A 13,794-nucleotide genomic window follows, 5' to 3' on the forward strand; every position below is an offset into this window, starting at 1 on the left:
CCCACGCCGCGGCACCCACGACGTACCCTCGGCTAGCGCACGAACCTACCACGTGTACTAGCGCGTCTCTGAGAGCTTCTCCAGGCACTGCAGGACGCGCAACCGCACCTCGTCGGCGGCGTCCGGCCGCATCACATCGCCCTGGTGGGGGCTGTCCCCGACCACGCTGTCCACACCCGCCGCCAACAGCTCCTCCGCCTCCTTGGCCGTTGCCGGGCTGCCCTTCGGGGCGGCCTCGCGCAGCATGCGCAGGTACTCCACGTCCGCTATCCCCTGCCGCCAGGCCTCCCAGCGCTTGGAGTCCACAACCCGGTCGGGCCACCCGTAGATCAGCGCGTAGCTGACCCCCGAGGTGTAGTCGCTCGGCGTCGCGCAGTTGCCATCCACGTACACCCACATCCCCAGCCCGCCGAAGCCCAGCTTGAAGGCCTTCCAGGCCAGCCAGCGGTAGTAGGCGCAGGGATCGGAGTTCTTCTCGCTGGCGCACGCGTAGAGCCATGACGGCAGCTTGGTGCGGCGGCACACCTCCACCCGCGCGGTGTTGGCGACTTCCCCGATACTCGGGCAGTAGAGGTCGTAGCTCGGCAGGGCCTCCTCCAGCATCGCCGGGGTGACGCTCTCGACCGGGTTCTCCCAGGTCAGCATCTGCGGGTCCACACGCTTGAGGGCCTGGCTGGCAGGCACGCACTGCTCTCTCCATGCCTTGTCCCCCGGCTCGTCCCGCCAGTACCAGGCGAAGCGGTCGCGGCCGATGCCCTTCTCCGCCAGGTGATCGCGGATCTGCGTCACCCACTGCTCGAAGACCTTATCCCACACCGGCCCGCCGAACTTCGCCGTGCCCAGGCGGTCGAAGCCGAACTCGAAGCCCGCCCACAGGAGCCAGAAGCGGCACTGCGGGTTCCACTCGATCATCTGGTCCATCTTCGTGAAGTCCAGCGGCACGGTGAAGTTGCCCTGCGCGTCGGGCTTCGGGTACGGCAGGTAGCTGTGGTTGAGGACCAGCGAGGTGTTGTAGTGGTCGAGCAGGTTCTGCGCCACCTCGAGTTCCCGCCCGACCACGACCTTCTCGTTGAAGTAGCCCCAGGTGTTGCTCTGCATGGCCGGGGCGTCGGGGAAGCGCAGGGCGGAGACGCGGAGGCGGACCGGAACCTGGATGCTGTTCACGGTGAGCGTGGAGGTGTAGACGCCGGGCTTGAGGGTCAGGCCACGGGTCTTGAAGGTCAGCCAGAGGCGCTTGCTGAGCCCGGCGGGGAGGGCCAGTCTGGCCGTCAGCCCGTTCCTGGGCCCGGAAGCCGGCGGGGTGTCCACGGCGAGGGGCACGATGGCATCATCGGGGTAGTTGTAGCCGAAGGCTTCGGTGTGGATGCACTGGGCCAGTTGCGCGGTGGCGGCCGGGAGCACTTGCGGGCCCCGGAAGTCGGCCAGCCTGACGGTCAGTTGGAGCGGCAGTGCCGACGCGCTGGTGAGGTTGAGGCTGCTGCACGCGAACTCGTTCTGCATCATCTCGACGCGAATCTCGGGCTTGCCCGCCAGGACGGGCACCGCCACCGGATTGAGGCGGTTCCAGTGCTTGTCCTGCCAGACGACGACCGGCGTTGCCGGCCACATCGCATCATTCAGCGCCCCGACCGCCGCGAAGGCCTTCCGCTCCGGCTCCCGGTACGGCGGGCCCTGCCAGTAGTCGGCGGGGGTGACAGTCGCGGTGGCAAGGGCCTCGCGCCGGGCTTGCTCGATGGCCTTCGCCGCAGTGTCACAGGCAGCCGGGGGGGCCTTCATGGCGCGGAGTTGCTCGACGCCCCCCGCCGCCTGCCGCACGAGCGCCAGGGTCGTGTTCTTCTGGTCTACCCATGGCTTTCTGTCCAGGGCGTAGGCGGCGACATCGGCGGCGGCGATGGGCCTGTCGTCTCCCCAGGTGGCCTGGGCGGCCGTGTGATCGCCCTTGAGAACCTCGATTTCATCGCAGAACAGGTAGAACCCGCCCGGCAACAGCACGAAGCGCACATAGCGGCCCCAGCCCTTGATGCCGTCCAGGACGAAGCGATGGCTCAGGAACTTGTCCTGGGGGAGGGACTCGGTCAGAACGTCGCCCACAAAGCGGTACTCTCTGCCATCGCTGCTCAGGAAGACCAGCGCCGCCGAGGGGAAGGTGACCTGCGCGCCGCCCGTGACGGTATCGAGGGTGATCTTCCCGACGGGTTGCTCGGAGCCCAGGTCCAGGTCCACCGTGAAGCTCTTCGTGCGGCCCACACCCCAGCCAACGGTGCCCTTGTCGCGCCACTCACAGCCGTTGTAGACGCCATCGGTGAGGTCGGTGGCGTCGCCCGGGTCGGTGCACAGCCCGTAGTTCGGGGCAGGAGAGAAGGTGCAGGGCTTGCCGAGGGCAAGGTTCACCCCGGGGGAGGGCTGAGGCCGAGGTGCGGGAGCTTGCTCCTGAGCCGCAGCCAGAGAGATCAGACAGCAACAGACTGACGCGAACAGCATCCGGATTGCCATGGTGGACCTCCTGCAGAGACGCGAGGCGGTTCGCCGCCGGGCCGCCGCAGGCCTGCCTGCGCGGGGACTCTGGCGTCTTTGACAATCCCTCGCTGCCGGAATATAATGCCGCCGTCAGCGAGCCGGCCATGCCACCCCAGCAGCCGGCTGTTTTGGTGTGCGTTGCCTACCGGGGCCTAGCGCCCCTGCCACGACATATCGTCCGCTCTCCGGAGGCCCCCCATGCGCAAGATCAAGCGAGCGTTGCTGAGTGTGAGCGACAAGTCCGGCATCGTGGATTTCGCCCGGGCCCTGGTGGAGATGGGCGTGGAGATACTGTCCACCGGCGGCACCCGCCGGCAGCTCGCCGAAGCCGGCGTGCCGGTCCGTGCGGTCGAGGAGTACACGGGCTTTCCCGAGATCATGGACCACCGAGTCGTGACGCTGCACCCCAAGGTGCATGGCGGGCTGCTGGCCGTCCGCGACAAGCAGACCCACATGGCCGAGGCGGAGCAGCTCGGCATCGAGATGATTGACATGGTGGTGGTCAATCTCTACCCCTTCCAGCAGACGGTGGCGCGCGAGGGCGTGACGCTGCCGGAAGCGGTCGAGAACATTGACATCGGCGGGCCGACGATGCTCCGGTCGGCGGCCAAGAACCACAAGTATGTCGCCGTCGTGTGCAGCCCCGCCTACTACGACGCGGTGCTCGAGGAGATGCGCGCCAACGGCGCCGCCCTGAGCGAGAAGACGCGGCAGAAGCTGGCCCTGGAGACCTTCGCCCACACCGGGCAGTACGATGCGGCCATCGCGCAGTACCTCTCGATGGCCTTCGCCGAAGAGGCAGCGACTTTCCCCAAGTACCTGGCCCCGTGGTACGTCAAGCGCGGCAGCGACCTTCGCTACGGCGAGAACCCCCACCAGGCCGCGGCCCTGTACGCCCACCTGGGCGCCCACGAGCCGGGCCTGGCGCTGGCGGAGAAGGTCTCCGGCGAGAAGGAGCTGTCCTTCAACAACTTCCTCGATCTGACCGCCGCCATGGAAGCGGCGCGGGACTTCTCTGAGCCGACCGCGATCATCGTCAAGCACCTCAACCCCTGCGGCGCGGCTTCGGGCGCGACGCTGGCGGAGGCTTTCGCCGACGCCTGGGCCGCTGACCCGATCTCGGCCTTCGGGGGCGTCATCGGCGTCAACCGCGTCGTGGATGTCCAGACCGCGCAGATGATCGGCAACGCCCAGATGCTGCAGGATGTCATCGCCCCCCGCTACCGCGAGGAGTCCGGGGACTTCGAGAGCACGATCCTGGCGGCGTTCGTCGAGGCGATCATCGCGCCGGGCTACGAGCCCGAGGCGCTGGAGCTGCTGCGCAAGCACAAGAACATGCGCGTGATGGTGCAGCCGGACTTCGCCCCCGCGGGGCGCGGGAAGGACTTCGACATCAAGAAGATCCCCGGTGGTCTGGTCGTGCAGACCCCGGATGCCCAGAGCGTCAACAAGCTCGACCTGAAGGTCGTCACGAAGCAGAAGCCGACCGACGAGCAGCTTGAGTCGCTGCTGTTTGCGGACAAGATCGCCAAGCACGTCAAGAGCAACGCCATCGTGCTGGTGCAGGGCAAGCGCCTCGTGGGGTGCGGCGCGGGGCAGATGAGCCGGGTGGACAGCTCGGTCATCGCGGCCCGCAAGGCCGGTCAGCGCGCGGCGGGGTCGGTGCTGGCGTCGGACGCGATGTTCCCGGCGCGCGACGGCCTGGACGCCGCGGCGCAGACAGGCGCGGTGGCGATCATCCAGCCGGGCGGCTCGATCCGCGACGCCGAGGTCATCGAGGCGGCCGACGAGCACGGGCTGGTCATGGTCCTGACGGGGATGAGGCATTTCTGGCATTGAGCGGGGGGCATGATGGCGAGAAGCGTTCGGCTTGGTCGACGACGTGAGCCGACGGAGCACTGGAGCGACAGGACCATCGCGTGGTGCGGAGTGATGGTCGGGTTCCTCGGCATCCTCCTCGGCGCGTTCTCATGGCTCGCCGCCCGCGAGGCTAACCGGATCGCGGACGAGGCCAACGCACTCGCCCGAGAGTCCAACCAGATATCCAGGCAGGCCTGCGACCTGGCAAGCAAACAGACGGCTCTCCAGGAGAGCGTCGAGCAGCGTGAACTCGCCCAGCAGACGGTGCTTCGGCTGGACGCCATCAAGTTCGAGGGTGTGCGAAAGCCGCTGCAGGTTACGTTCAAGCCCGTGGTGCAGGGCGGCTCGGTTGTTAGGAACGTGCAGGTCACTCTGGGCCTGCTCAATGCGAGAACACCTGAGGCTGGGCTCGCCAGACCCGATGGTTTCTTCAGCGGATGCTGGTGCCTGCAGAGGCATCTGTCCAGTAGCGAGAGCCCCTTCACTGTAGCGGCGACCGTCAACGACCTCAGCTATGGCATTGTGCAGTTCCGCTACCGAATGACGTGGCAATATGGGGAGGCAGCGACGGGCAAGTGCTACGGGGAGATCAGCTATCTGCACGTGTCCCGCTGGGCAGCGGTTCGTAGAGTGGCGGCGCCTGTAGCCGGCAGACCCGTACCCGATCTTTCGTCCTTGGTCGTCGCGACTTCGGCGGCCAAGAACGGCTACGTGCCAGTTTCCTGGATCGGGCGGCAGGACGGGCAGGTCCACACGGGTAATGCCCGAACAGACTCCCTGCAGCGGCAAGGGCTCATAGACAACATGTCGTCGAGCGGGCAGGGGACGGTTGATGCGGGGACCGGCTATCGCGACGTTGGCGCGCGGTTCGGCCCCGGGACCGACGAGGGCGAAGCCGGCAGGCTCATGGCGGGGACGACAGTGTGCTTTGATTGCCGTGTAGGGGACTGGCTTCACCTGTCTGACAATCGTTGGGTTGCTGCGCGGTGTGTCAGGTACAACGTGGGTCTGAGCAAGGGCCAGATGGTTCGGCCGACAGAGGGCTACACGCTGTTAGGGAAGACCTGGTGGTGTAGCGTCAACGGGCTCTCGGGAGCCGGCCCCGCTCCGTGAACAGGCGTCCGCGCAAGTACCGGCCTCGGACCACATCGAGCTTGGCCATCTGTTGCCTGCTGCTCGCTGCGGTCGCCCGAAGTTGACAAGATCGATGCCCTGCCGATCCAGCCGGACTTCGTGGTCGCGCTCGGTGGCAACATCGCCGGCGGGCAGGACCACGCGGTGCTGCAGGACGCGCGCGACGGCTTGGACGCCGCGGCGCAGACGGGCGCGGTGGCGATCATCCAGCCGGGCGGCTCGATCCGCGACGCCGAGGTCATCGAGGCGGCCGACGAGCACGGGCTGGCCATGGTCCTGACGGGCATGCGGCACTTCTGGCACTAGACGGCAGACAACCGGGGTCTGGGAGCAGGGAACTGGAATCCTCTCGCGCAGGAGGATGCAGTGACCGAGATCAGCGACTTCAAGCAGTTGGATGCCTGGCAGAAGGGGCGGGACCTCGTCCAGATCATCTACGGGATCACGTTGCGCTTCCCTGGAGCCGAGCGCAATGCGCTGGCCAGCCAGATGCAGCGGGCAGCGATCTCCGTCCCTTCGAGCATCGCCGAAGGCTACGGCCGCGGCACGCGGCAGGAGTACATGCATTCCCTGCGTCTCGCCCGGGGCTCGCTGTGCGAGCTGGAGTCCCAGTTGATCCTGGCGCACGACCTGGGGCTCATCGCCGACCCGGAGCCGATCAGCGTCGTGATCCGTGACACGCACCGCCTGTTGCACGGTCTCCTGAGGGCGCTGCATCGGCCCCCCGGAGACGGGAAGGAAGTCTCACAGTGACGTCTCACCCGTCCGTCGGACGGACGTTCCCGGTTCCCCGTTCGCAGTTCCCTGCCTTTCCGGCCAGGGGCGGTTGCGGTATTCGCCCCGCGCGGTAGCCATACCGGCGCGGGGCCAACTGATTGCGCGCGTCCGCCACGGACGCGCCCACGCGCACCCTAGCACACAACTCAAGGAGCCCCTCCATCATGATGAACCGCACACTGGCCCAGGCCGACCACGAGATCGCTCGCATTCTGGCTGACGAGCTGGAGCGCCAGAAGTATACCTTGATGCTTATCCCCTCCGAGAACTACGCCTCGCGCGCCGTCATGGCCGCGGCGGGCTCGGTGTTCACCAACAAGTACGCCGAGGGCTACCCCCGCAAGCGCTACTACAACGGCTGCGAGAACTACGACCGGCTCGAGCAGCTGGCCATTGACCGTGCCAAGGACATCTTCCGGTGCGACCATGCCAATGTTCAGGTCCACACCGGCTCGCAGGCCAACATGGCGGCGTACTACTGCCTGCTCAACAAGGGCGACCGCATCCTGGGCATGAGCGTCGCCCACGGCGGTCACCTCACCCACGGCCTGGACCGGAACTTCTCGGGCCTGTTCTACGAGAGCCATTCGTATGGCCTCAACCCCGAGACGGACCGGCTGGACTACGACCAGATTCTCGAGGTCGCCAAGACGGTGCGCCCCAAGGTGATCGTGGCGGGCGCCAGCGCCTACCCGCGCATCATTGACTTCCAGCGCTTCCGCGAGATCGCCGACGCCGTGGATGCCTGTCTGATCGCCGACATCGCCCACATCGTGGGCCTGGTGGCGGCCGGCTCGCATCCGGACCCGGTGCCCTACTGTGACATGGTGACCTCGACGACCCACAAGACCCTGCGCGGGCCCCGCGGCGCGCTCATCCTGTGTCCGGACAAGTGGGCTGACAAGCTCGACCGCGCGGTCTTTCCCGGCGTGCAGGCGGGGCCGCTGATGCAGATCATCGCCGCCAAGGCGGTGGCCTTCAAGGAGGCGCAGGAGTTCGGCTTCCGCGAGTACCAGCGGCAGATCATCCGCAACGCGCAGTTCCTCGCCCAGGCGCTGCTGGATGAGGGCTTCCAGCTCGTGACGGGCGGCACTGACAACCACCTGATGCTGGTGGACCTGCGCAGCAATAACATCAGCGGGCGCGACGCAGCGAATCTGTGTGAGATGGCGGGCATCGTGGCCAACAAGAACCTGATCCCCGGCGACCCCGCCAACCCCGTGGAGACCAGCGGCATCCGCTTTGGCACGCCGGCCGCCACCACTCGGGGCATGAAGGAAGCCGAGATGGTGCAGATCGGCCAGTGGATCGCGCGCGTGATCCACGACGGGCGCAACGAGGACGGCAGTCCGAATGAGGCCGTGCTGGAAGACATTCGCGGCCAGGTCCGCAGCCTGTGCGAAGCCTTCCCGATCTACGAGGACCTCGACGTCAGGTAGTTGACTCGCTCACCGGGGAGCCGCCGGCGGTTGCGCCGGCGGCTCTCTCGTTCGTGACGCGGAGGCGACCGATGTCTCGGACGAAGCCACCGTCGCGGCATAGAGGGATCGCGCCCAGGCTCATGGTGCTGCTGGCCATGTGTGGTGTGGCCTATGCCGGCGCGAGCCTCCTGCACCGCGCCACGACCGGCCAGACGGACTTCTCGGTCTTCTACCGCACGGCAGAGGCCATCCGGGGAGGCGCCCCGGCCGAGTTCTACGCGCGGAGGGACGAGGCCACCGGCTTCCACCGCTGCATCTCCCCCTCCGGGACGGCCCTGTTCTTCTACATGCCCTGGCTGAGCATACGCGGGGCAGCCCTCGTGTGGATGGGGCTGAACCTCGGCCTGCTGGTGGTGTCGGCCTGGTGCCTGTGGCGCGTCTTCGGGGCCCTGGAGCGGCAACGCCGGCTGTACCGGGGCACATGGCTGTGGGCTTGCGCGGTCCTGATGATCCTGTCGGTAGACTGTCTGCAGGTCGGGCAGTTGAGTCTGCTGTTCACGACCTGCTGGCTGGTGTACCTGCTGGCCGGCGAGGGACTGCCCGGGGCCGTGCTGCTCATGCTGCCGACGGCCATCAAGCTGTACCCGGGGCTGCTCTTCGCCGTGCCGGTGGGGCTGCGCCGGTGGCGGCAGGTGCTGTGGCTGCCCGTAGCGGCCATCCTGGTCGGCTGGCTGCTGGCATGGCTGCCATACGGCGGGCACCTGCCGGGGATGTGGGCGGGCTTCTTTCGCTACATGATCCTCGGCGGTGAGAGCAGCCGCGCCCTGGCGATGGTAGACCCCTACCTACCCAGCAACCAGAGTCTCGATGTGACCGTGCTGCGCTACCTGGCGGACCTGCCGGGCTTCAGTCAGGCTCACCCCCACTTCCCCCACCTCACCCTCGACCCGGCCGTCGTCATGCGCCTCATCCTGGCGCTCAAGTTGGTCATTCTGGTACTCACCGGCATCGCCGCCTGGCGGCTGGGCAAGCGAGCCGCGGCCCGGCCGCACTGGACGGCGCTGGTGATGCTGGCCCTGTGGTCGGTGACGCTGTACCTGCTGCTGCCGGAGACGAAGGCGCGCTATGCGGTGTATACGTTCCCGGCGTGGCTGCCGCTGCTGGCGATGACCGGCGCGCAGCGCCGACGACGGGGGCCGTACCTGGGCCGCTGCGCGCTGATTGCCCTGGGGCTGGCCGCGCTGCTGGAGCTGCTGCCGGATGAACTACGGCTATACGGCACGGCCTGTGTGGCCACAGTCGTGGTGTGGGGGATGCTGCTGAGTGCCTCGTGGCGGGGGAACCTCGGGCCGCCACGGGTGTCAACACATTGAGAGTGTGTCTCCTGTAGCCGCCGCGACATCAGCCGCCGGGAGGGGTTCCATGCGCGCTGTCAGCCTCGTCGTGTGTCTGGTCTGCCTTGTCTGCTCCGTCGCAGCCGCCGTGCCCGTGACCGGGAAGGTCTCCGATGCCGCCGGCAAGCCGTTGGCCGGGGTGCGCGTCTATGTGCTGGTCATCGCCGACCGGGACGCCGAGAGCTTCCGCGCCCCGTGGAAGCAGGTGGTGACCGGGGCGGATGGGGCCTTTGCGCTCGATTGGCCGCTCGCGCCGGAGAAGGTCTCCTACTCCATGGCCATGGTTTACCAGCCGGGGCTGGCGGTGGACTTCGTCTCCGGGGGGAGGCTCGTGCCGCTGAGCTTCGTGCTCAAGCCTACGGTGCCGATCAAGGGGAGTGTGCTGGGGGACGATGGCAAGCCGCTGGCCGGAGCGCGCGTGACGCTGGACTCGTGCTATGAGCAGAGCGAGGGCAGCTACAAGCATGGCCAGGTCCCCCCCGAGTTGCGAGACGTGCTCGCGGTGCGGACGGACGCCAACGGGCAGTATGCGCTGGAGGTCGTGGCCACCGGCGTACGGCCTACGCTGGCGATCAGCGCTCCCGGCTACGGGGAGGCGCGGATCACCTTCGAGAAACAGGTGACGCCGGTGAGGCTCACACGGGCCGGAAGCCTGCGGGGGCAGTTGGTCTGCACCGATCCTGCTGTCCCACTGGCTGGCTGGACTGTGTCCGTCTACGGCACTGGCCCACCGGGCGGCAACACCCACTCGTACTACAACAGCGTCTGCCAGACGCAGGCGCAGGGGCAGTTCTCGCTCCCGGAGTTGCCGCCGGCGGACTACCAGTTCCGTGTCACCGCGCCGTCCGGGGTCGGTTACGGCGCGCGCGAGGGCAAGGCGACCGTCACCTCAGGCCAGACCGCCGAGATGAAGCTGACCGTCGAGAAGCTGCTGCCGGTCAAGGGGCGCGTGGTGGGGGCAGACACCAAGAAGGGCCTCGCCAACATCGGGGTCAGTGTCGGCTCGTCCGGGGCCCAGACCGGCCCGGACGGGACGTTCCGTGTGCAGTGTCTGCCGGGCACAGTCACCGCGTACGCCTATGACCGTGACTCCAACTACCGCTCCTCCGACTACCGGAGCCCCAAGCAGTACACGCTGGCCGCGCCGGGGCTCGACGTAGGAGACATCGTGCTGCAGCCGGCGTTCAGAGTGTCGGTGCAGGTGGTGGATGAGGCGGGACAGCCGGTGGCGGGAGCGAAGCTCAACTACCAGCAGTCCGGTGACGATGCCCTGCCTCCCTTCGCGCGCAGCGACCTGGCCACCGATGCCACGGGCAGCTACACGCTCAAGGGGCTGACGGGCGACACGCTCGTCGTGTCGGCGACGAAGGACGACCTGGCCTCGGAGCCCGCGCAGGTGGATGTTGCCAAGCAGCAAGGGCCGGTGAAGCTGGTGCTGCGGCCCGGGCTCATGTGCGCCATGACGGTGACGCTCCGCGACCAGGACGGGCGGCCGATCACCGATGCGGCCGTGCAGGTCTACGAGCAGACGAACCAGTACGGCAGGAACCGTGCCGCTCCGCCGGCGGATGCGACAGGATGCATCACGGCGGTGCGTCTGACGCCGGGCAACGGCTACAACTTCGAGATCGAGGCGCCCGGCTGCTGGCCCATGGGCACCCCGAAGTGGACCGCCGTGGCCGGGCAGACGCATGACTGCGGGGTCATCACACTGACGCGCAACCGGGGCCTCGTGGCGGGGAAGGTCGTGGACGCCGCGGGGAAGCCGGCTGCGGGGATGATCGTCGTCTGCTCTATGGAAGCGCCCCAACCCGCGTCAGCGACCACCGGGGCAGACGGGAGCTTCCGACTGGCGGGGCTGATGGAGGGGCCGGTGTGCCTCTTCGTGCACAGCGGCGGGCTGCGCTGCACGGCGCAGATAGCCAAGACGGGGCAGGAGGACGTGGTGCTGCAGGCGCCGGCGGCGCGGCCGCTGAGGTACAACGCGGGCGAGGCCGCCCGCGCTACTGGTGGAGGGGGTGAGGCCGCCGGTGCTGGTGAGCCATCTCCCCAAGCGGCCCAGCAGGCGCAGGACCTGATCCTCGAGGCACTGGAGAAGACGAAGGGCGGAGACACCTGGGATCGCTGGCGGCTGCTGCTGGCGCTGGCCAAGCGCGACCCGCAGTTGGCGCTGCAGACTGCGGCCGCCCACGGCGACAAAGATGACGGCGTGCGGGCCGTCGTGGCCATGCAGCACCTGTGCGATGCGCCGCAGGATGCGAAGCTGATGTTGCAGGCCCTCGATCCCGAGCAGGTGCAGCAGAGCATCATGTATGCCCATGGGTGGCACCTCGGCCGGGTCGCGCCGGAGATGGGGGCGAGGATCGGTGAGGCGCTGCTCGAGAGCGCCCGGCGCCAGCGCGGCAGCGAGAGCGTCTCGGGATGGGCCCTCGCGCTGCGGTGGCTACAGCGGTACGACCCGGCGCAGGCCGAGGCGCTGATCCCCGGGTTGCTGCTGCGGGCCCAGACCCTCGGCGTCTCCGAGCGCGATGCCTATGCCCGGACCATGGCGGCCCAGATCATCGTGGGACAGGACCCGGCGGCGGCGCTGGAGCTGCTCAAGCCCATCGCCGATGACAACGACCTGCAGCGCTACACGGCCAAACTGGCGCCGTGCCTGGCCGGCCGCGACCCGAAGCGCGCTGTGGCCCTGCTCAAGGGCCTCAAGCAGGACTGGTACCGGGAACAGGAGATGCCCGAATGCCTGGCGGCCTTCCCGGCGGCCCAGCGCGACCTGGCGCTGGCCGAGGCGCGGCAGCTCAAGAGCGCCTACGCGAAGGCCCGGGCACTGGCGAAGCTGGCGCAGTTGCTCCCGCGCGAGCAGGCACCGGGGCTGCTGACGGAGGCCGCCGAGGCGCTGTTGCAGGGCGGCGACATGCGTGGCTACCCGATGCAGGAGAACGTGACAGGCTTGTTGTGCCTGGGGCTCGTCGCGCAGCGGCTGGGCTGTGAGGAGTACCGAGAGATCGTCTGGCGCGGCGTCGCCGCGCACGCCCCCAACGCCGACTATGGGCCGCGCCCTGTTTCCGAAAGCGCGCGCACGCAGGTCCAGTTGGCCTCGCGCCTGGGAACGTGCGACCCGGTTCTGGGGCGGCACATTCTGGAGTTGGCCCTCAAGCGCGTGGGCGACTGGCGCCAGGAGGAAGCCTACACGCAGCGGAGCATCGTCTCCGCGGCGGCGGCGATTGACCCGCAGTGGGGGCTGGAGCTGGTGCGGCAGATGCCGCTGGACCCGGACGTGAAGAAGCGGGACGGGTGGACCGCCGGGATGCTTGCTGTCGCCGGCCGCCTGTGGCAGAGCGAGGCGGAGCGGACGACGGCGCTGCTGCAATCCGACGGCATGGGTCGTTCATGGCTTGCGGAAGACGACAGCCTGGATTAGGATAGGCACAGGGAGGCTATGATGCGTCCGGCTTTCGGGCTGTTAGCGTTATGTGTGGTCACGGCCAGCTCGCACGTTGCGGCAGCGGCGGCGCCGACGCCCCTGCAGTTCGTGGACGAGTGGGCCGCCCTGGGCACGCCGCTGTACGGGCAGCAGGCAGTGGCGCTGGGGGCGCCGCAGCAGGTCGGCGGCGGCAAGCAACTCGAGGCGACCTTCAAGTTCAGCGGCACGAAGGGCGCTGTCGTCCCGCTGAAGGTGGTGCTGGTCGAGGGCGTTCAGGACACGTCGCTGCTCGTGGACAGCAATGGCGATGGGACATGCACACCCGAAGAGGCCGCGGCGGTCGCGACCGACGCACAGCGTCCCCCCGGGTTCGCTCCACCCACGCAGCAGGTGTGGGTGGCGGAGCTGCAGCAACCCGTCAAGCGCACGGTCGCCTTCCGCCTCAGCGCCATCCCCGGGATGATCGCCATGGCGCTGCGCGGCTATGCCGCCGGTGAGGTCGTGTGCGGCGGCGGGGCCCATCGTCTCTTCGCGGCGGATACGAATGCCAACCTCGTGCTCGATGAGGGCACGGACACGCTCACCGTGGACCTGAACAATGACGGCAAGCTCGACGGGCCGGGCGAGCGGCTCTTTGTGGCGTCGTCGGTGGACATCGCCGACCGCCTCGTGCAGCCCACCCTCGGTGCGTCGTTCCAGAGCCTCGCCCTGACGGTACAGCCTGCCGGTGAGGTGCCCGTCCGCTTCGCCCTCGCGGCACTCAAGACGCCGCCGGTCAAGCTGCTGGCCTCCGTCCAGCGACAGGGCGGTGGCGCGATCCTGCTGCAGAGTCTCAGCCAGCCGGTGAAGATGCGCACAGGCGACTACAGCATCGAGAGCCTGTCGGTGGGAGTGCGCGGGGCCAACGGCAAGAACATGTACTACAACTTCGAGCGGACGGGGAAGGGCGTCAGCTTCCCGGTCCGGATCGGCGGACCGGCCAGCGTCGAGATGATAGGGAAGCTCAAGCTGGTTCCGCGCTGGAGTCTGGAAGGCCCGAACGGCGAGGCGCTCAAGAGCGCCGCGCCCGGGGCGGAGTTGCGCTGCGAAGTGGATGCTGTGACAGCCACGGGGCTGAAGCTGACGGGGTGCAACACGGGCAACGCGGAGGAGAACTATCCCACCCAGGTGCCGCCGCGGATGGCGCTGCTGGACCCGGCCGGCAAGGTGCTGTTCAGCGGCGCCATGACCTTTGGGTGAGGGAACTCCATCTCGGGCTCCGTGCGAG

9 protein-coding genes are annotated in these 13,794 nt (G+C 68.3%); 8 read left to right on the plus strand and 1 reads right to left on the minus strand.

Going from position 1 to position 13,794, the window contains the following annotated elements:
* Positions 1-57: 57 nt before the first annotated feature.
* Positions 58-2,493, minus strand: coding sequence for a hypothetical protein (locus tag LLH23_01760; GenBank protein MCE5237201.1), 2,436 nt, complete (start codon positions 2,491-2,493; stop codon positions 58-60).
* Between the two features lie 222 nt (positions 2,494-2,715).
* Here LLH23_01760 and purH point away from each other — a divergent pair, with 222 nt between their 5' ends.
* The 8 genes from purH to LLH23_01800 all read left to right on the plus strand — a co-directional run bounded on the left by purH (position 2,716) and on the right by LLH23_01800 (position 13,766).
* Complete coding sequence (gene purH, locus LLH23_01765) at positions 2,716-4,356, plus strand: bifunctional phosphoribosylaminoimidazolecarboxamide formyltransferase/IMP cyclohydrolase (GenBank protein ID MCE5237202.1); 1,641 nt, start codon at positions 2,716-2,718, stop codon at positions 4,354-4,356.
* A gap of 93 nt (positions 4,357-4,449) precedes the next feature.
* Positions 4,450-5,490, plus strand: a complete 1,041-nt coding sequence (locus tag LLH23_01770; protein ID MCE5237203.1) for a hypothetical protein — start codon at positions 4,450-4,452, stop codon at positions 5,488-5,490.
* Positions 5,491-5,610: 120 nt separating this feature from the next.
* Positions 5,611-5,817, plus strand: coding sequence for a hypothetical protein (locus LLH23_01775; protein MCE5237204.1), 207 nt, complete (start codon positions 5,611-5,613; stop codon positions 5,815-5,817).
* Positions 5,818-5,877: 60 nt separating this feature from the next.
* Entirely contained in the window at positions 5,878-6,264 is a 387-nt protein-coding gene (locus tag LLH23_01780) for a four helix bundle protein (GenBank protein MCE5237205.1), read from the plus strand.
* A 191-nt stretch (positions 6,265-6,455) separates the two neighbouring features.
* Positions 6,456-7,727, plus strand: a complete 1,272-nt coding sequence (locus LLH23_01785) for a serine hydroxymethyltransferase (GenBank protein ID MCE5237206.1) — start codon at positions 6,456-6,458, stop codon at positions 7,725-7,727.
* A gap of 71 nt (positions 7,728-7,798) precedes the next feature.
* The gene (locus LLH23_01790; GenBank protein ID MCE5237207.1) at positions 7,799-9,082 is read left to right on the plus strand and encodes a DUF2029 domain-containing protein; all 1,284 of its coding nucleotides are present in this window, start codon (positions 7,799-7,801) and stop codon (positions 9,080-9,082) included.
* Between the two features lie 49 nt (positions 9,083-9,131).
* On the plus strand, positions 9,132-12,524 hold the full coding sequence (locus LLH23_01795; protein MCE5237208.1) for a carboxypeptidase-like regulatory domain-containing protein: 3,393 nt from the start codon (positions 9,132-9,134) through the stop codon (positions 12,522-12,524).
* 21 nt (positions 12,525-12,545) lie between these two features.
* Complete coding sequence (locus tag LLH23_01800) at positions 12,546-13,766, plus strand: hypothetical protein (protein ID MCE5237209.1); 1,221 nt, start codon at positions 12,546-12,548, stop codon at positions 13,764-13,766.
* Positions 13,767-13,794 lie beyond the last annotated feature (28 nt).

The sequence above is a fragment of the bacterium genome, assembly GCA_021372615.1.
Taxonomy (GTDB): domain Bacteria; phylum Armatimonadota; class Zipacnadia; order Zipacnadales; family UBA11051; genus JAJFUB01.